The organism is Bacillus sp. S71 (genome assembly GCF_016625265.1).
GTDB classification, from domain to species: Bacteria; Bacillota; Bacilli; order Bacillales; family Bacillaceae_G; genus Bacillus_A; species Bacillus_A cereus.
Map to the genome: position 1 here is coordinate 65,558 of NZ_JACVUW010000010.1, position 20,363 is coordinate 85,920.

Sequence of the window (20,363 nt, forward strand, 5' to 3'; positions counted from 1 at the left end):
TCCTATTTGTATTTAATGACTAATGTTTTTTAAATATATTAATTATCACACTGGAATCACTAAGATTTTATACTAAGAAGTGAAATATAAATAGTAATTATATAGTTAGGAGTTTTGACATGCTTTTAAGAGAAATAATTATAAATAATTATAGAAAATTCAAAAATGAATCCTTCTCAATGGCTGATGATATCACCTTGCTTGCTGGTGCTAATAATAGTGGTAAGACATCTATGATTAATTTAATGGGGTCAATAATGCAAAATGGTAAAACACCCTTTTGTATTTCGGACATTCCAGTAAAATTATCAAAAAAATGGGTCGATGAAGTATATGAAATATTTGTAAGGTGTTTTGATAAAGGTGAGGACGCTTTATCTACAGTTGAATTAATTGTAAATGAACTATTTACTGATGAATTATCTAGTTTAAAAAGAGATTTAATAATACCAGCAACACTAATGCGTTTTAAAATAGAATATACCGAAACTGATGATATTAGAAAGTTTGCAGATTTTATTATGGATTTAGATCCGGATAATAGAAACTTCTATTTTGAATATTCATTCCAACCAACTGATATATCCTTTGGACAAGCATTGGAGGATAACTATAACAAATTGTATGCAAGGTATAAAAAAATCCAATCTTTAGAAGGTTCATCCTCAAAGGTTCAGCAATTTAAAGAAGTTATATTATCGATATATGAAGCTAGTATTATTGAAAAGTGTTACTTTAGTGATAGGAATTATATAGATAAAGTAGAGATTGAAGTCTCGGCTTTTAGGAGATTATTTAATTATAAATATATTAATGCAGGTAGACCACTTGATGATCAAAGTAATGGTAATTTTAAAAGTCTTAGTAAAAATATGATTGAACTTGCAACACATAATAGTAAGTTAAATACCTTACTAGAGGATTTACCAGATCAAATACTTAGCCCAATACAGGATGCAAAAATTATTGATGAGGTAAGAGTAGCTTCGGTTAGAGATCTTAGTGATACAATTAAAACGATTTCTAAAGCAAGTGGAGGAAATACGGGGAGTATGATTCTTGATATAGACATTAATGAAGAAGCAATAACTTCTCTCCTTAATCAAATAACTAACACTAAATATCAGTATGAAGGTTATATTCTTGATGAAGCTTCTCAAGGATTGGGTTATAGTAATATGATTTATATACTCCTTCAGTTAGAAACATATAAAAGAAAAATAGATCCGTTAGTAGTTAATCTATTTATAATAGAGGAACCAGAATCACATATGCACCCTCAAATGCAAAGAATCTTTGGGAAACATCTAAAAAAATACTACCTTCAAAAAAAAATACAAGGACTAATAACAACTCATTCTGGAGAAATGGTTCGTCTAACAGAAATGAAAAATCTTAGAGTCTCAAGACCGCTAAATCATTTAGAAAGTAAAATTTATGATTTTTCGATTTTTAAGGAGAGCTTGAGTGGCGATATTACTTTGGATACGTTCTATGATTGGTTTTATGAAATTGGATTTTCACAAATTGTTTTTGCAGATAGAGTTATTCTTTATGAGGGTGATACAGAACGATTACTTATAAGAAAGTTATTGACTCTAGATACATATGAAGAGCTTAATCAAAAGTACATAGCGTATGTTCAGGTAGGTGGTGCTTATGCACATAAATATAGTAAGGTAATTGATTTCCTGAAAATAAAAACACTTATTCTAACGGATTTAGATTATAAAAAAGGAGCGGTAACTGTAAAAGCAGTAAAGGAGTCTAACACAACAAATGCTACAATCAATAGCTACTATAATGATTCAAAAGGGACGAATTCTCCAACAGTACTTGATCTGTATAAATGGAAAGAGAACAATGAAAATAACATGTTCGGAGGGCTAGCTTTACTCAGTTATCAAGGGGAAGCTGAACAGTATGCTCGTACCTTAGAAGAGGCTATGTTATCAAAGTTTTATAATTTTAATGTGTTAGAGAAAAAAGATAGAGATTTTTGGATTCAAAAAAGAGACATTGATAAACTTAAATATACTGTTCCAAACCCTGTTAAACCAAATGAAGATAATCCAAGTCCAGCTGAAAAGTATAGTATTAGAGATATTGTCAAACATACAGAAAATCGAAAGACTGATTTTATGTACTCAGTGATTTTAAATGGTTTAATAGAAAAGATGCTTCCTAATTATATTGAGGAGGGATTGGATTGGCTACAGAAATAGTGGAGAATATTTTTTGTGTTAATGCGCCAGCAGGTAGTGGTAAAACAACAAAGATAAAATCAATGATTGTAAATCACAAGATAAAACATCCCATAGATAATATACTTTGTATAACCTACACAAAGAGAGCTGCAGAAGAGCTTAACAAAGACTTTAATGAAGAAGGAATTCATATAAGTACCATTCATTCATTTCTTCATAGATTTTTGAAGATATATTTTTGTAAGAATGAAATGAAAGATTTATATTTTGAAATGTTTGAGGACTTAATCAGAGAAAGTATAGAGAATAAAGAGGAAAAAGAACATATAGCTATAAGAAATCAAAAGTATATTGAAAAGCATGGTTGTTTATCGATAGAGAGCATCAAATCTAATATAACTACTATTTCTTATAATGAGTCTTCGAACAATTATCTTTATACAGGGGGATTGTCCCATGATAGTTTATTGTTATTTGCAGAAAAGGTGTTTGATAAGTTTCCGAAGATTAACATGAGACTAACGCAAAAGTATCAATCAATTTTTATTGATGAGTATCAAGATTCGGCTGCTAGCGTATTAAGAATGTTTTATAAGGCATGTCTTAATACAAAATCAAACCTCTATTTTCTTGGTGATAAGATGCAACAAATATATAAGAACTATGATGGATCATTTGAAGAAGAATTAAAAACTTTGAATACAGATATTAAATTAGATACTAATCATCGTTCAATACCCAATATCGTTTCTGTGTTAAATAATATATATAATGATAAGGGGTTTCAACAGAACCCATCTAAAAAAAATCGTGATATTAAACCAGACCATCCACCAAGAATAATAATGTGTGACAACATTCAAGAACGATTAAAAAAAGAGTGTTCAAACTATCCTAATGCTTTATTGCTATTTTTATTAAACCAACAAAAATTTGCTTCAATTGGTGCAAAAGAACTATACAGGCAATTTAATCGATTAGAGAGATATTCACATGCAAAACAATTAAGTGCCACGGATGTTTTATCTGATAATACGAGTGAAAATGCAGATCCTCTCTTAAAACTACTTTTTATAGTTGGAGAAGTGATAGATCACTACGAAAAGTCTAATGTTGGAAGTATAATTCAAATTTTTAAAGCGAATCGTAAATTATTTGATATGGGGATTGGTACAATTACTAGTCATCAGGATAGAATTGATTTGAATAAACTATTAAAGCAGCTATATGAAAATTATCAGAAAGCAATCTCGATAAGTGAATTCTTAACTTTATTGAGGAGATGTAAACTTTTTAAAAACAGCTATATAGAGAGCATGGACGATGAATATTCGGAAGTTTTAAAAGTTAAATTAAATGAATTTAAAGCACTATCCAATTATTTGAAAAACCCAGCAGTCTCAACCCAGCATGGAGTAAAAGGAGAGAGCCATAACACAGTATTCTTTATTGCAGAAGATTCTTTTAGAACACCAGTAGTTCATATGCATAAATTTTTGAAGTTATGGACTATTAAGGAATTAACATTAGATTCTTTAGAATCTTTTTATTATGATTATAATAAATGGATTGAAGATACAATTAGCCACTTAGGATGTAAAGTATCGGATTTAAATAAAGAAAGTCATGATAAACATAAGGTTTATTTAAAAACAAGGGTGGAGCAATTATGTAAGCACTTTGAGATGAACTTTATATTTAAGGATTTATGTGAAGAATCTTATAGTAAATATATTCTCAAACCCAATGTTTCAAACATTAAAAAATGTTTTAAAGAAAGTACGGTGTATGGTGTTCTTTCGGCCTATAAACTTTTTTATGTAGGTTGTTCAAGAGCAAGGAGAAACTTATCTGTTATTGTTGATAAATCTAAGGTTGAAGGTTTCTCAGAGGAATTAATTGCTAAGTTAAAAAGTATAGGATTTAGTGTTGAAGTTGAAACGAAAGAATTGCAGAAAGTGTAGTATCGGTTCAAGTAAGTATTGGAGTTAAGCAACATTAGCAGTTAAGAAAGTGGTTTTTTATAAAATTTAATGTCAGCCAATTAGTAGGATAAAATACGTCCATAATAAAAGTGTTTAATTTTACATTATATTATTTAGAGGTGTTAATATGGAATTAGGAGAGTTTCTTTATAATTTAGTTCATTCTGAAAAGCCATCAGAATATATTTTGCAATGGGGAATGTATAATCGAATTACGAAGGATTACAGATTAATTGCTGTATCTGAAGAATACGATAAGGATGCTGTATACCCAAAGGGTCTTGTAAATATCTTAAACCAAAAAGATACTGATTTTGTCCCATACTTTATGTCAGAAAAATTATTTTTCTTAGATACTACTATCATACAATCGATGTTACAAAATTCAAGTGTGCAGATTCAATATGACTATTCAATTATGTTAGATACAAATTACACTAGTTACATTGAAACTTTTTTAAAGGATTTTAATAAACCTAACTTTTCTGAGGGGAGTATTTATAAAACGTTAGATACCTTGTTAAGAAATAAATTTAATTATGATTATACTTACTACTTAATTGAAAACTATAAAAATTTGTTTTCTTCCGGGGAGAAAAAATTTACAATATCTGATTCTAGTCATATTGCATTATACGAAAACTTATATTATCTGGAGTTATTTAAAAGTATTAATCATAAAGAATATATTAATAACAATAAAATAGAGTTTATGATTAGTGAGAATGAAGCTAAACAAAAAACAGATGAATTAATTAATATTATTTATAATAATATTAATAAAGATGGACTTCGGATTTTTATTGATATGCATCAAAATATTACATTACTTTTAATCGGTATTTGGCAAATAAAGTTTAGTAGTAAAGCTAATGCTAAAAATAAAATGAAAAAATTATTTGATTTTGTAAGAACTAAGGTAGGAGTTTATTACGAAAGAGAACTAATTATTGCATTAAAGTACTTTGAAGATGCTAAGTCTGTCGGTATGTTGAATAAAATTAACAAAGGTAGTAATCAGAAAAGACTATTAGAAAAAATTGAAAATATCGCATGGGATTTTTTGGTTCCGAGAGTTATGGAATTTCAAATTAATGTAAATAAAGAAAAAACTTTCTTTGTTCCTTTTTTCTTATCACACGATAAAAAATTAAAAGATTTAATTAGAATGTTTAAAATAAAAGGTATTTTATTACACAAAGAAACTAAAGAGTTTATTCCAATTTCAGAACTAAATACTAATAAGTTGTTTGAAGAAAAAGGATTATTGAAAAGCTTGGAAATGTTGAAGTCTGATGAAGTGATGGAAGAAAGAATTAGGGTTATGACAGAAAATGTGAATAATAATTTTGAAGTTATCGATAATGAATTGAAAAAATTGATTCAAATACTTGATAATAGAGAGTGAGTAAAAAAATTATTTATTTACTTACTGGAGAGTGCTTTACCGTTTTTACATGAAGTGAGTAATATATGAATTATAATAACATAGTCTACTAAATTTGTTGGATAGTTGCTAATAGTAAAATTCCCATACTTGCTGATAGAGGAAATTATGAGGATACAGATGATTTTAGAAAGGGTTTAGAAAATTTGGCCACTATCCGAATTCACAACCGAAGAAGAAAACTATATAAAAGAAGTAATCCAGCAGTTTAACACCTAGTTAAACTGCTTTTCCATTATAATAGAAGAAAAACCAAACGGAGGAAAACCACATGCCAACCTACAAAAACTAATCCGAAACAAAATCCCACAAATAATAAAAACCAACGGAAAAACACCTACAACAAGAATCCTACCCGAAGAAGAATACATGAACTCTGCAAAAAACCAGAAGAAGAACTAACCGAATATCTAGAAGCAACAACAAAAGAACATAAACTAGAAGAACTATCCGACCTCCTAGAACTAATCAACGCCCTAGCCGAACACGAAGGCACAACACTAGAAGAAATCAACAACATCCGCAAAAAGAAAGCAAAAGAAAGAGGTGGCTTCTCAGATCGAGCTTTTTTAATCGAAGTAACCGATAACTAGCCCCTCATAAACCCCTCCGAAGCCCCTTACAAGCCCCTACCAAGTAATAAATCACTAAGAAAAAACACAACAAAAACAACTACAAACACCGTAGTAGGAGTCGAAAAAAATTTTGAAATAACACGCCAAAAACCCAGCCCTCCTTCCTATATATAGTACAAAGAGGGAATTTTCATTTTTGAATGAGAATGGGAGGAATTAGGATGGCGGTGTATCGTACTGTGCAGGTGAATTTTTGGCAGGATGATTTTGTTTTGGATTTGACGCCGGAGGAGCGGTATTTTTATGTTTACTTATTAACTTGTTCGAAGACGACGCAGTGTGGGATTTTTCCTTTTCCGAAGCGATTAGCTGAGATGGAGACGGGTTATAATCGGGAGACTGTTGATAAGCTTGTGCAGCGCTTCATTGATTATGGGAAGATTCTGTATGATGCGGATACACGGGAGTTATTCGTTTTGAATTGGCTTCGTTATAACCCTGTGACGAATACGAATGTGGAGAAGTGTGTGCTTCGTGAGCTTAAGGGTGTGAAGAATAAGGAGTTTGTACATATGTTTCTTCAGAAGTGCGTAGAGGAGGAACTAAATGTTCCGATGCTTTTAGCGCATTTCGGTATGCCGAGTGATTTGGCTGTGGATGATGTTGAGCAAGTTTGTGAGGAGACAGAGGAAGAAGAGGTTATAGAGGAAGAAACGGGAAGTCGCGTGTTTTCTTTTTATGAGCAACATTTCGGTAGCTTGTCTCCGCATACTGTGGAGGAACTGAGTGCGTGGATGGAAGATTTGTCAGAGGAGCTTGTGCTGAAGGCTCTTCAAATTGCGTTTGAGAATAATAAGCGGACGGTTGCTTATGTGAAGGGGATTTTGAGAGGATGGCACGGGAAAGGATTTACGAAAGTGTGTGAGGTTGAGGCTGATACGGCGAGCTTTAGGAAGAAGGAGTCGTCTGTTAGTACCGGGGAGACGGAGGAGTTTTTGGCGAGGTGTGAGGAGTGGGAGAAGAATGCGCCGTCTGAGGAAGAGTTGCAGCGCTTTTTAGCGGAGCGCGGGTGGCGTCCATGAGTATTCAAAATGTGGAGGCGGAAAAGACGGTGTTAGGTTCTCTATTACTTGATGGAGAGCTTATTAAGGAGTGCCGTCTGACTGAGCAGTATTTTTCTATGCCAGTGCATAAGTCTATATTTCAGTTAATGAGAAAGATGGAAGGAGAGGGGCAACCAATTGACCTTGTAACGTTTACTTCTAGAGTGGACCCGAATTTTTTGAAGGGGATCGGGGGAATGGAGTATTTTATAGGGTTAATGGATGGTGTACCTACTACTAGCAACTTCTCTTATTATGAGGGGCTTGTTCGAGGTGCTTGGAAAATGTATCAGGCGGGTGTTCTCGGGCACAAGATGGGTGAGCGTCTTATTGCGGAGAAGAGTGAGAAAATTATTGGTGAGACGATTACGGCACTTTGTGAGTTAGAGGAGAAGGACAGTGTATGTGAGTTTGATTTGAAGGATGCGCTAGTTGATTTATATGAAGAGCTTCATCAAGATGCGAAAGAGATTACTGGTATTGAGACTGGTTATACATCGCTAAATAAAATGACATGTGGACTTCAGGAAGGTGATTTTGTCGTTCTTGGTGCGCGTCCTTCTATGGGGAAGACTGCGTTTGCGCTTAATGTTGGACTGCATGCAGCGAAGTCTGGAGCGGTGGTAGGGTTGTTTTCATTAGAGATGAGTAGTAAGCAATTGTTGAAAAGGATGGCTTCTTGCGTAGGTGAAGTGTCAGGAGGTAGGCTGAAAAATCCGAAGCATCGTTTTGCGATGGAAGATTGGGAGAAGGTAAGTAAGGCGTTTGCGGAGATTGGTGAGTTGCCATTTGAGATTTACGACAATGCAGGTGTTACGGTGCAAGATATTTGGATGCAAACCCGTAAGTTAAAGCGGAAACACGGTGATAAAAAGCTTTTAGTCATTGTAGATTATTTGCAGCTCATTACGGGCGATCCGAAGCATAAGGGCAATCGATTTCAAGAGATTAGTGAGATTTCTCGTAAGCTTAAGTTATTAGCACGTGAATTAAATGTTTGTGTAGTAGCACTGTCACAGTTATCTCGTTCTGTAGAGTCGCGGCAAGATAAGCGTCCGCTTTTATCAGATTTAAGAGAGACCGGACAAATTGAGCAAGATGCGGATGTCATTATGCTTATGTATCGAGAGGATTATTACGATAAGGAAACAGTGCAGAAAGAGATGACGGAGATTCATGTGGCGAAGCACCGGAATGGGCCTGTGGGGAGTTTTAAGCTGAGGTTTTTGAAGGAGTTTGGGCGGTTTGTGGAGATTGGATGATAAAATAGAAGAAGGCATATAAAAAGGTAAAGGAGTGGTTACGGATGACAAAAGTAGGTCGTTTATATGAACAAGAGAAGCAAGAAGAAATTGATAAAGCACTTTCGGCAGCTGGAATGCTCTTTAAAGGAATGAGTGTAGAAGAAATAGCTAAAAAATTAGATGTAACAATTGAAAAGGTAAAGGAGTGGGAGAAGCGTTTATCTCATTAATCGATGGGGTAATGGCAGCGTCTGTATAAATTTATACAAAAATAGCCGAATATTTACTATATAATAGTCGGCTATTTTTGTACGGAGAAGTTGTTAGGTTTAATACGCAAATCTTTTGGTTTGCTCTTGAATATGTTCCTCATTTCCCCATAAAGAAAGATCTTCTCTCTGCAGTAATCCATTGCTGCAAATCATCTTGGCTACGTCGGACAAGTCGATTTACTAAAACATCATGCCATACATAATCTTCTAATAGGTATATATGAACGGGGTCATCTGTATAAAAAGCAATATTACGCTCTTCAAGTGATGGGCCATAAATCATCTCTTTAGAATCTATGGATAAAATAAACCAATGTTCTGTAGAACGGGTTTCTGTATAGGGTGTGATACGATGGGCTTCTAGATTTTTAATGGGATTTTCAACATGCAAGGTAATACCTTGTACTGTGACTTTATCAGCTACCTCAGCTAGATCCTCTTTTAACGCTTCATACATCTCATCCCACATCGAAATGACAATACGTTTTTCGGCTTTTTTTATTAATGTCTGACAATAGCTAATGATTGTTTTATTGTCTTTTAAAGTAATTACTCGATTATCCGTTTTTTCTTCGGAAGTTTCTAGTTTCTTTAATGAATCACTAATTCCTTCATAAGTAGACTGCCATTCTGTTTGCGCCTTCTGTAAAAAGATTTCAACAGGTAGAGGTGAATAGCGAGTGGTGTCATTTATTTCTTCCTTCATGACAATTCCTTTTTCTACAAGGTTACCTAAAATCTCATAAATTCGCGCTCTTGGGACACCCGAATCCTTACTCACTTGGTAGGCTGTGACAGGCCCTTGTTTAACAAGAGATACATAAGATTTAGCTTCATATTCATTGAAACCAATTTTTTTAAGCTGTTGCACTATGTAGTCCACTTTTTTCGTCCTCCGATATTTGCTTTTATCCCGCTTTAACGGGCAGTAAGACTCCCACCTCAAAATTCAGCGGAAGCAAAGAAGTTAGGTGGGGGTCGGGCTGCCCGTAAAAGCCCGATTGGTTCAACTAATAATCAGTGGCCCCACTGATTAAAGTTTCACTTTATATTTCAACGTTACAATAACTGTTTACATTTAGCAAATTATTAGTTACTATTCGAATAGTGACTAAAGGGGAGGTTAATAGTATGGATTTTTATTTAGACCCATCTGTATTAATGATTTTGATTGTTTTTGGATTTGTAGCTGCATTTATTGATTCAGTTGTAGGTGGTGGTGGACTCATTGCTTTACCAGCTTTATTATTTACAGGACTGAATCCAGCAAGTGCAGTAGCTACGAATAAACTAGCGTCGACAATGGGAAGTGCAACTAGTAATATTGTGTTTTATCGTTCTGGTAATCTTAATTTGAAATCGGCGTTTAAATTAGTTCCGCTCACTTTCATAGGTTCCATAATAGGGGCATGGACCGTTCATTTAATGAATCCAGAAGTACTGAAGCCATTGATGTTGATTATGCTTGGTGCGGTCGCTATTTATACGATATTCAAAAAGGATTGGGGTAGTATTTCCACTCATAAGAAATTGTCTGGTCGACACGTCATTATTTTTACCTTTTTTATTTTTGCTATTGGTTTTTATGATGGATTTCTAGGTCCTGGAACAGGTTCATTTTTAATGTTTTCTCTTTTATTTATTGGGTATGATTTTTTAAAAGCAGCAGGTAATGCGAAGCTTCTTAATTTAGGAAGTAATGTTGGTGCATTGTTGATGTTTATGTATGTAGGGCAAGTCAACTATGCATATGGTTTTATCATGGGGATTGCTCAAATTGCTGGAGGGATTGTTGGCTCCAAATTTGCTATAAAAAAAGGAAGCGGGTATGTTCGTGCTCTTTTCATTACAGTAACTTGTTTATTGTTAGCGAAAAATCTGTATGACTATATTCAGTAAGTAATTAAAGAACGTAGAAAAGGTCAAAGATGCCTACATAGAATATAAGAAGATACCAGGAGAAAATTCCTTTTAACATTTTTTAGATGCTACCTTGTTTGAAGATAGCATCTAAAAAGAAAATCTAAGTGAAGAGAATAAAAATAATATAAACTCATATTTTTCTGGGGTATGTTTATTGATCATAGTGAAATGTTTATTCTATATTCTTCTTATAATTAGGCCGCAACAAACTCTTAAAATCTAACTCAGCAATTAGCACACTCAGCAATATAAGCGTAGCCCCTAAGTATCCTTTTCCTGTCAGCGTTTCACCTGTGAAAACGAAAGCGAATCCTGCGGAAAAGACAGGTTCTAATGAAAAAATAAGACCTGTATGGGTAGGCGTCGTGTATTGCTGGGCAATTACTTGCACGATGAATGCGACTGCGGTGCAAAATATGCTTAAGGCTAAGATGATTAGCCATGAGTTGATTGTGCTAGGAAGCTTTGGCGTTTCTATAATGAATGAAAAAATAAGACTAAATAGACCGACGAAACCGAGTTGTATGACGCCAAGTGCAATGGAGTTTACATGTTTCGTTACGCTTCCAGTAATGATGACGTGAATCGCATAAAATAGGGCAGACAGTATGCAAAATATATCGCCGTTACCGATTTTGAATTCGCTCGTTAATGTTAATAAGCCGATTCCTATTATCGTTAAAATGATTCCTACTATAACTTTCTTTTCCGGAATGTGTTTTAAAAATATAGCTGATAATATTGGAATGAAAATGACTGTGAGACATAGTAGGAAACCAGCATTAGAAACACTCGTATACTTTGTACCGAAAGTCGCGAAAATGTAAACGATAAATAAGACAGAAGCAAGTATAAATGCATATTTTACAGTTTTAAAATCAACTTTGAATAAATGTTTGTAAAATATTAAACCTGATAAAAGAAAAGCGATAATAAATCGTAATGCTATTAAATTATATTCTTCTATGCCATCAAGTCCAAGTTTTGTAAGTAGGATGGATGCACCCCAAAAAAATGTAACTAGTAGTAACATTAAATCCGCTTTTAATTGTAGTTTCATTTCTATTCCCTCGTTATGTATAAATTTTATAAGCCCATACCCCTATCCCCATTTTTAATTTTAATATTAATTCTGAATATTTGTAACTTAAATTTATCGACGTTTTATTTCATTGATTTAATGTTATCCGCCGCGAAAACATTAGCGGAGTTAAATCCAAACATGACGTTCATTTACGTATCTGGTAGCGGAACAGACAGTACAGAATCAAGACGTACGATGTACGTGAAGTTTCAGCGTATTTTTTGCGGAAGCAACTTCTGGGTAAGGACAACAAAAAACCCACTCCGCGCCGTAGGAAGCAAAAGGGTGGGTTTCGTAAAAAATAATAACGTATAATAACCACCACCCTATACGGTAGCAGTTAAGGAAGAGATGTTAGCGCATCTCTTCTTTTTATTATATGCCAATTTATTCGCTGTTACACTTATATAGTATTCTACGGAAAATATATCATATTCCTATTTTGTGGTCAATTTGATCCCGCTTTAACGGGCAGTAAGACCCCCACCTCAAAATTCAGTGGAAGCAAAGAAGTTAGGTGGGGGTCGGGCTGTCCGTAAAAGTCCGATTGGTGAGGGCTGATTAAAGTTTCACTTTATTGCATGATTGAAAAGGTGTAGTCTTATTCCTTTTCAAACTGAAAAATATCCCGATTAATAAGTTGATGGAGATACCTATCCATTTCAGCAGCAGAAACTTTTCTTTCACTTTTAAACCACCATGCGCTTAATGAGGTGATTGCCCCTGAATAAAATTCAATGATTAAATCATTGGGCATCGTATGATTTTTGTGCAGTTGATTTAACGCTTCTATTTCTTGTTTTCTCGTTTCGTGACTTAAATATTGTGTTCGGTTAATAAATTGTTCATCAGACATTTGCGTTTCTAATATTTTACCGATTTCTTCATGGTGTAGAAATTGTTCCATTACTTGAAATGGTTTACTTAATCGATCTGAAACCGGTATTTCAGCAATCATCTTGCTATATCGTTTAAATCCAAATGCTAATAAAGCATCTTTATCTTCGAAGTGTTTATAAAAGGTTGTTCGGTGTACCATTGCGCGGTCACATATTTGGTTAATCGTAATCGTACTATATTTCTGTTTTGATTGCGTCATTAATTCAAATAAGGAATCCCACAGTAATTTATGTGTACGTCTAATACGTAAATCAAGTTGTTTTTCATTATCGTTCATCTACAATTCTCCTTTTTTGTAGATTAAATATACAGTGGCTGAAAATTGATTCTCCCTTTTTAATCTACATATGTATATTATATTACATGTGTTCTGGTGTATTTAAAGTTTTTTAAGTAAGAAACAGGAGGAGAATCTGTAAATGAATATGACAACTAAGAGCCCTGCAAGTGGCAAAGTTGATACTTCTAATTTGAAACATACCCCCATTTTAATTGCATTACTTTTAGGTGCAATGGTTGCATTATTAAATGAAACATTACTTGGAAATGCGTTAACGGTATTAATGAAAGAATTTGACGTAACGGCTTCAACGATTCAATGGCTTTCTACAGCATACATGTTAGTAGTTGGGGTTTTAGTTCCAATTACAGCATTACTTCAGCAATGGCTCACAACGAGACAAATGTTTTTGATCGCTATGGTAACGTTTTTAGTCGGTACATTAATTGCGGGATTCGCACCGACATTTTCCGTTTTATTAATTGGCCGTATCGTCCAAGCTGTAGCGACGGGGTTAATTACACCGTTATTAATGAATACGATTTTAATCATTTGTCCACCTGAAAAACGTGGTGCGACAATGGGATTAATCGCACTCGTGATGATGGCAGCTCCGGCAATTGGCCCTACATTATCTGGAGTAATTGTGGATTCATTAAATTGGCGCTGGTTATTCTATATTGTTATTCCTATCGTGATTATTTCCATTATGATTGGGATGAAGTACATTCAAAATGTTTCAGAGTTAACAAGGCCAAAAGTAGATTATCCATCTATCCTTTTATCGACATTAGGATTTGGCGGGCTTGTGTATAGCTTTAGTGCATCGGGTGATTTAGGATGGTCCGATGCAAAAGTGTATGGCACTTTAATTGTTGGGCTTATCTCATTATGTATTTTTGCCGTTCGACAATTGAAAATTGAGAATCCAATTTTAGAATTACGAGCATTTAAAGTTCCGATGTTTACATTATCAGTTGGATTAATTGTCATTGTGATGATGTCGCTATTTTCAACGATGACTTTATTACCGATGTTCCTGCAAACCGTTTTACTCGTTACAGCTTTTAAATCAGGAATTATCATGCTTCCGGGAAGTGTTATTAGCGCCATAATGGGACCAATCGCAGGTAAACTATTTGATAAATTTAGTCCGAAAGTTATTATCGTTCCCGGCATTGTTTTAGTAGGAATTGCAATGTTCTTATTTAAAGGCATTACTCCTGATACATCAATGGTACAAATTATTGTCATGCATAGCGTATTAATGGTTGGACTCATGTTTGTCATGACAGCACAAACATACGGTTTAAATCAATTAACACCAGATTTATATCCGCACGGAACAGCACTATTTAGTACGTTGCAACAAGTAGCTGGCGCAATTGGTACAGCTATATTCATATCGAAAATGTCTTCAGGAACAACTAGCTATATGGAGAGCTCCGTAAATCCACTGGATCCAGTAGAGAAGTTAAACGGTTTAACGTCAGGGTTCCAAGGTGCATTTGCACTTGGGTTAATCTTTATTATTGTTGCATTTATCGTATCGTTATTCTTAAAAGAAGAGAAAGAAGGAGTAAAGGCAGCGAGGGTTTTACAGAACGAACATTAAGGTTTATATAAAAAAGACATCTTTGCCTAGAAAAGATGTCTTTTTTATATTTTTTTCGTAACACTTGTTTTGGGTGTCTTCATACATAAGAATTGGTATGTACAATAATTATCCTTTTTGAGAATAATGATGCAAAGCCGTACTAATAACCAGTAGTTCACCAGATGATTTAGTGACATCGTATATAGATCCTGTTATGAGAATAGGCATAGTCATGATTGTGAAGTTGTTATATTGGTATTAAATGATTTATACGTTTTTTATAGTAAAAATTAGAGACACTTCAATAAAAAGGAATTAAATATGGTACTCTTTAGTTAAGATATTTAAACGAAGACAGGGGAAATGAAGATGGACAAAAAGCTAACGTATTGGCTAGCATCTATTATAGGTGTAGTAGTACTTGCAACTGGTATGACTTATGGAATGTTACAGTTTGCTGAAGTCCCGCTTGGGAGTGAGGACCATGTTTTTGCAGAGGTTAATAAAGAAGACACACTATCGAATGAAGCAGAAGTGAAAGGCTCAAATGCACAACTTCACATTACAGTAACTTCTACTGAAGAAGAAGTGATTTCAGCTATGCATAGCATGACTCATCAAAAAGTAAAAGCGTGTGAAGGAAAGGGAGCAACCCCTATGTCCAAAAAGAATGCAGAGAAAGTAAGAAACATTCTAAACGGAAACAATTTCAAGAATAAAGAAGAGCTATTAGCAATTACTGAAAGATGGGCAAATAGAGATTTTAGTGAAATTTTAGAAGAACATAACTATTTTATTAAACTTCAAGGTGGCAAGATAGGTGAAGCTACAGTAATGGATAAGGTAGACGAGCAAGTATTCTGTTTGAATACTTTCGGTGATGATGTAACGGCCGCATTATTTAAATCAGGAGATCTTCAAGCGCTGTAAGGTGTTTTTTCTTTGATATAAAGAAAGCCTCAAGTATTCATATACTTGAGGCTTTTCCAATGGAAAGATAGGAATGATCCGAATTCCTTACATTAAGAACAAAGTGGAATTACTCCTAAACCAATTAATAAAGCTGCAGCAACTGCTGGAATTGGTACAGGAATTTGAATACCTTCTACAAACAAGAAATACTGACCACTTACTATTTTAAAACAAACTAATTGCATGGCTATTCCTCCCTTCTTTTAGAATTAATACATTATATTAATTTATCTATTTATTGTTATAGTTGAATTATTCATTTTTAAAAATATAGTTAATATGTGAATAGTTTTCGAAAGGACCTGCTCAATCAATACGAAAAAACATAAGATGAAACGAATCCATTAAAATACATGAGTGAACCTTAGTTTTCCCCTCTTATCTAAAGGAGGAACTATTATGGGTTATGGTGGTAGTTGTGGCGGTTGTGGCTTCTCGGGAGGCTTTGCTTTATTAGTTGTGTTATTCATTTTATTAATCATCGTTGGAGCTTCTTGCTTCTGCTAAAAACTATTGGAAAAGACACTCATATGGAGTGTCTTTTCTTTCGTGCAAAATGATTCCTGATAATATCCAACTGTATGTAGTATACGGTATATTTTTTCCTCATTAGACATATAAAAATGTTGGAGGGATGTTATGAAACTAGTAGGGAAGTACATTTATATTCGGCTTTATAAAACTGCTGATGCTAACGAGTTAGCTAACTTACATATTAGAAATCGCGAATTTTTTCAACGAGTTTGCCCGTTGCTCCCAGAAGTTTTTTATACAGAAGAACATCAAAAAATACGTCTTGAACAAGCTCTAAAAAAGACAGCTGAAGGGCAAGTATACCCTTTCGGAATCTTTTTAAGAGAAAATGATAAACTGATTGGAGACATTTCATTAACTCAAATTGTTAGGGGAGACCTCCAAAGCTGTTATACGGGATTTACTTTAGATAAGGAGCATAATGCAAAGGGCTATACAACAGAGGCTCTTCAACTTGTTGTAGATTTTGCTTTTAGGGAATTAAAGCTACATAGAATTGAAGCAGGAGCGATGCTTGATAATTTAGCATCTATTCGTGTATTAGAAAAAGTGGGATTTAAAAAAGAAGGTATAGCGAAAGAAAATATAAGGATTAATGGCAAATGGACAGATCATCAAATATTAGCTATCATCAACAGCTTGGATGTGTAAGCTTATTTTGATTCCAATAACGATAATTATGTAAAGGGCTGTCTATATCGACAGCTTATTATATTTTTTGCTTAGCGTGAGTTTTTCGGCTAATTCAGTAAAAAACGGAAACTCTGCAACCCACGCCAGGATAGGAATGTATAAAAAAATGAATAGCATTATAGGGGTACGGAAACGATTATGGGTTTCAAGGGCCACTCTGAAATTAAATACCACGCTTCGATTTTGATAAGTGTATTTGAGAAACTCTAAATCCTTTAAAATCAATAACTTGTAAGCTTCTCAATAGAGTACACTCTATTGAGAAGGTAAATATGTAATTATGCATATTTATATTTTTTTATTTTAATAGTAATTAAACCTAATATATAATTAAAAAGTTTTTTACGAATTGATAAGGAGATGCGAGTATGAAGAAAACCATAGGACTTATATTATCATTATTTTAATTACTTTCTACCTATGCACCAATGTTTACAGAGGAAGTCGAAGTTTTAAATCAAATAGGCCGCGTCAAAGAGAAAGGAGATTAGTATTATTATGGATCTCTTCAACATAATGCGAATTTTAGACTAAGGGATTTTCAAATTAAAAAACTTGGTTTTACTGTTTATTAAGAAGGTTCCATAAACGGGCTACTACATTTAAAACATGAAACATCTTATGAACTAATTATTGTTTAGACAGAATGACTTAGGTTGTCCTTATGCGAAATATTAGTATGAATAGAAATTTGATAATTATATAAAACGCCGTAAATGAAGGATAAAATAAGTGCTGATTTTGCAATTATATTTTTAAAAATTGAATAGGAGATCTATTATGAATACAATTAAGAAATTATTTTTAAGTTCTGTGATATGTATTTTATTATTCAGTACAGTAGGAACAGCGTATGCAGAACAAAATGGTCAAGTGAATTCATCATCTTTTATTGACGTTCCTAAAACCCACTGGGCATATAAAGAAATGATGTATATGGCTGAAAATAAGATTATAACAGGATACGGAAATGGATATTTCGGTGCTACGGATCCTATTATTCGCGAACATCTTGCTGCATTCTTGTATCGATATTTAAAACCGCAAGATAGTACCAATAATCCATTTGTTGATATTGGTGATAGCAATTTTAAAAAGGAAATTTTGGCACTTACTGCACGGGGCATATTTAGCGTAAATGTAGAGAAACAATTCAATCCGAAAAATAATATGACGCGTGCTGAAATGGCTGCAGTACTTGTCAGAACCTTCGATTTAAAACCGAAAGGGAATTTTGACTTTACGGATATGAAAGGTCATTGGGCTAACGAATATGTCAAAATATTAGCTGGGAATAAAATCACAAATGGTACTGGTGATGGCAATTTTAATCCAAATGGACTTGTCACAAGAGAGCAATTTTCTGTGTTCTTATATAGGACAATCATGGCAACATCAAGTATAAAAAACAATGAATCGGTTGGCTGGGTTGTAGATGGAGAAAAGAAATACTATTATGACAAACCAGGCGTGAAACATACTGGATTATTACGTTCAGGGGATGATACCTATCTCTTCGATAAAAATGGTAATCTAGCTGTGGGATGGAATACCGTTGACGGGAAGGACTATTATTTTAATAGAACAACTGGTGCAGCCCAAAAAGGCTGGTTCCCGCAGGCTACACATTGGTACTTCGCAAACGATGAAGGGGCAATTCAAAAAGGTGATGTAACTTATAAAGGTAAACAGTTTCAATTCGACAGAACAGGAAAGATGGTCAAAGGCTGGGTAAAAATTAATTCATTTGATCATAATATATACGGTTCAAGAACAGTTTTAAAAGGATATAATCCTATTCAAGTTGGAGACGATGAAGTTCTTGAAGTAGTGGGAGAAGATGATCCGTTATGGTTTAGAGTAAATTATAACGGGAAGACATACGTTGTAAAAAAACTATTTGTAGTTGTGTTTGATCAATCTTTATCCAATAAAATGGATGCGATTCGTCAAGATGTAAACGATTTGAAATTCGGACTAGAATTAATACAAAAACACTCAAAACGCTTAGCTGATGCTAATCAAGCGAAGAATATCGATACGGCTATACTAGAATCTAGCGAATTGACACAAAGTTTGAATCAGTTCCTAACGACTTTAAAAGGATCTCATATACAAAGCTTAGTTGATAACATAAACGCAAAAGAAGCTGACCCAAATGTACAAGTAAAATATCAATCTATCCTCACGAACTTGCAAATGATGGAGGATGATTTTAGTAAAATCCATAAGTTTATGTTATTAAAAGATAGTATTATGGTTTTAGATAAAGCAACAAAAGACTCTGGTACAATGATTAACAATGTACAAGCTGCTAAAGATTTGATACCAGAAACGAAAAAACAAGTAGTAGAACTCGTGGCAGAATTCATGGACCAATATGCACAGATTTTTGCCGCACAACTAGACGCGGCTTATGGTTTTCCTGTAGAAATAGATGAAGCATATGTTCAACCGATAAAAGGATTCATAGATTCCTTACCGAAAGATGAATTAAAAAAACAAGCAAATGGATTAAAGGATACTGCAACAGAAATAAAAGATTGGCATGAAGATTTCAAGGGTAGGATACCCGCATATAAATCCATGGCTAAAGATTTACACACCTTTAATAAAAGTGTAGATAAATTTGCTAAATCAGTAGATACAGCAGCTAAATCTTTACATAAGCAAGCTTTGATGGTCGAAGACTTAACAAGAAGTGTTTCTACACACATTAAAGAAGCGCAACAAGCCTTCCCAACTCTTCACACAGATATCATGTCAGGTATCGACGCTACGAACCACCTTTTAGATTCCGCTAATAAGATTGCGGGATATAAAATTGATACATCTAACGTAGCTAAAAATGTCGGAAACATGGACGGTTTAACAACCCGTCTTAAGGATTTTGGTGTACCACCTGAAAAAATGAAAGAATATCTGGAAGAACAGAAACGTACTAATGAGCTTGGATCCATGTCACTTGATTTCTTTCCAATTGTAGGACAAATCAAACAAGGGTTACAACTCATTAACGGAAGAGAATTTTTCACAGAGAGAGAATATGGTCCAGATGATTATGTTTGGGGAACTGTTTCTACACTAGTAGGTGGCACTCCTAAAGTTATTGGTCGAGTATTTGGTAAATATGGAGAGTTAGAGCAAAAAGCGAAGGATTTAGGAAAAGTATCAAAGGTAACTGAAGAGATTGGATGGAGTATGCCAAGAGGTGGCGGCGTCATTGATGGGCGTAAGTATACTGAACATGCGCTTGAAAGAATGGCACCTGATACAATTCAGGTTCGAGCAGAACTTACAAAGCGTGCACGTGAAAGAGCTGAAAGGAATGGTTACACATTCGGATCAAAAGAATACATGGAGGAATTAAAAAAAGTTGATCCACGTGGTGTAACACCAAGTGTAGTAGAAGAAACAATTAAGCATGCTACTAAACAACCTGGAAATAAACCTGGTCTATGGCAATACGATGGGAAAGATGTTAGAGTCGTATTGAATGATAATGGCGATGTTGTATCCGTTGTACCTAATAAATCGTGAATATTAT

17 protein-coding genes and 1 pseudogene are annotated in these 20,363 nt (G+C 34.0%); 14 read left to right on the forward strand and 4 right to left on the reverse strand.

What is annotated here, in order from left to right; translation table 11 throughout:
* Positions 1-119 precede the first annotated feature (119 nt).
* The 7 genes and pseudogenes from IBT51_RS20095 to IBT51_RS20125 all read left to right on the forward strand — a co-directional run bounded on the left by IBT51_RS20095 (position 120) and on the right by IBT51_RS20125 (position 8,791).
* Positions 120-2,225 (forward strand): AAA family ATPase, encoded by a 2,106-nt coding sequence (locus IBT51_RS20095; protein ID WP_200458643.1) that lies wholly within the window; start codon positions 120-122, stop codon positions 2,223-2,225.
* Entirely contained in the window at positions 2,210-4,171 is a 1,962-nt protein-coding gene (locus tag IBT51_RS20100; RefSeq protein WP_200458642.1) for a UvrD-helicase domain-containing protein, read from the forward strand. Before IBT51_RS20095 ends, IBT51_RS20100 begins: the two co-directional genes overlap by 16 nt.
* A gap of 148 nt (positions 4,172-4,319) precedes the next feature.
* On the forward strand, positions 4,320-5,600 hold the full coding sequence (locus IBT51_RS20105) for a hypothetical protein (RefSeq protein WP_200458641.1): 1,281 nt from the start codon (positions 4,320-4,322) through the stop codon (positions 5,598-5,600).
* Between the two features lie 310 nt (positions 5,601-5,910).
* Positions 5,911-6,232: pseudogene (locus tag IBT51_RS20110) on the forward strand (nucleoside triphosphate pyrophosphohydrolase).
* A 203-nt stretch (positions 6,233-6,435) separates the two neighbouring features.
* On the forward strand, positions 6,436-7,296 hold the full coding sequence (locus tag IBT51_RS20115; RefSeq protein WP_200458640.1) for a DnaD domain-containing protein: 861 nt from the start codon (positions 6,436-6,438) through the stop codon (positions 7,294-7,296).
* A complete protein-coding gene (gene dnaB / locus IBT51_RS20120; protein ID WP_200458639.1) occupies positions 7,293-8,579 on the forward strand; it encodes a replicative DNA helicase in 1,287 nt (428 codons plus the stop codon). Before IBT51_RS20115 ends, dnaB begins: the two co-directional genes overlap by 4 nt.
* A gap of 44 nt (positions 8,580-8,623) precedes the next feature.
* Positions 8,624-8,791: a hypothetical protein gene (locus tag IBT51_RS20125; RefSeq protein WP_000169783.1), complete on the forward strand. Its 168-nt coding sequence runs from the start codon at positions 8,624-8,626 to the stop codon at positions 8,789-8,791.
* A gap of 139 nt (positions 8,792-8,930) precedes the next feature.
* On the opposite strand, the gene IBT51_RS20130 is transcribed toward IBT51_RS20125, so the two are convergent.
* Positions 8,931-9,716 carry a helix-turn-helix domain-containing protein gene (locus tag IBT51_RS20130; protein WP_200458638.1) on the reverse strand — a complete coding sequence of 262 codons (786 nt, stop codon included), beginning with the start codon at positions 9,714-9,716 and terminating at the stop codon, positions 8,931-8,933.
* Positions 9,717-9,964: 248 nt separating this feature from the next.
* On the opposite strand from IBT51_RS20130, the gene IBT51_RS20135 reads away from it, so the two are divergent.
* Entirely contained in the window at positions 9,965-10,732 is a 768-nt protein-coding gene (locus IBT51_RS20135; protein ID WP_000348466.1) for a TSUP family transporter, read from the forward strand.
* Between the two features lie 196 nt (positions 10,733-10,928).
* On the opposite strand, the gene IBT51_RS20140 is transcribed toward IBT51_RS20135, so the two are convergent.
* A complete protein-coding gene (locus IBT51_RS20140; protein WP_025687785.1) occupies positions 10,929-11,816 on the reverse strand; it encodes a DMT family transporter in 888 nt (295 codons plus the stop codon).
* A gap of 120 nt (positions 11,817-11,936) precedes the next feature.
* Between IBT51_RS20140 and IBT51_RS27110 the strand changes: the two genes are divergently transcribed.
* Complete coding sequence (locus tag IBT51_RS27110; RefSeq protein WP_003273890.1) at positions 11,937-12,155, forward strand: hypothetical protein; 219 nt, start codon at positions 11,937-11,939, stop codon at positions 12,153-12,155.
* A gap of 286 nt (positions 12,156-12,441) precedes the next feature.
* Here IBT51_RS27110 and IBT51_RS20150 read toward each other — a convergent pair whose 3' ends face one another.
* Positions 12,442-13,017: a TetR/AcrR family transcriptional regulator gene (locus tag IBT51_RS20150; RefSeq protein ID WP_025687786.1), complete on the reverse strand. Its 576-nt coding sequence runs from the start codon at positions 13,015-13,017 to the stop codon at positions 12,442-12,444.
* Positions 13,018-13,159: 142 nt separating this feature from the next.
* Here IBT51_RS20150 and IBT51_RS20155 point away from each other — a divergent pair, with 142 nt between their 5' ends.
* Complete coding sequence (locus tag IBT51_RS20155; RefSeq protein ID WP_200458637.1) at positions 13,160-14,635, forward strand: MDR family MFS transporter; 1,476 nt, start codon at positions 13,160-13,162, stop codon at positions 14,633-14,635.
* Between the two features lie 351 nt (positions 14,636-14,986).
* A complete protein-coding gene (locus IBT51_RS20160) occupies positions 14,987-15,547 on the forward strand; it encodes a PRK06770 family protein (RefSeq protein WP_200458636.1) in 561 nt (186 codons plus the stop codon).
* Between the two features lie 92 nt (positions 15,548-15,639).
* Here the strand turns inward: IBT51_RS20160 and IBT51_RS27250 are convergent, their stop codons facing one another.
* Positions 15,640-15,774: a hypothetical protein gene (locus IBT51_RS27250; protein ID WP_001177693.1), complete on the reverse strand. Its 135-nt coding sequence runs from the start codon at positions 15,772-15,774 to the stop codon at positions 15,640-15,642.
* Between the two features lie 214 nt (positions 15,775-15,988).
* On the opposite strand from IBT51_RS27250, the gene IBT51_RS20165 reads away from it, so the two are divergent.
* From IBT51_RS20165 to IBT51_RS20175, 3 genes are all read left to right on the forward strand, one after another.
* Positions 15,989-16,096 carry a YjcZ family sporulation protein gene (locus tag IBT51_RS20165; RefSeq protein WP_000540375.1) on the forward strand — a complete coding sequence of 36 codons (108 nt, stop codon included), beginning with the start codon at positions 15,989-15,991 and terminating at the stop codon, positions 16,094-16,096.
* Between the two features lie 132 nt (positions 16,097-16,228).
* Positions 16,229-16,774, forward strand: a complete 546-nt coding sequence (locus IBT51_RS20170) for a GNAT family N-acetyltransferase (RefSeq protein ID WP_064532710.1) — start codon at positions 16,229-16,231, stop codon at positions 16,772-16,774.
* Between the two features lie 822 nt (positions 16,775-17,596).
* Positions 17,597-20,356, forward strand: coding sequence for an S-layer homology domain-containing protein (locus IBT51_RS20175; RefSeq protein WP_200458635.1), 2,760 nt, complete (start codon positions 17,597-17,599; stop codon positions 20,354-20,356).
* Positions 20,357-20,363: the final 7 nt, after the last annotated feature.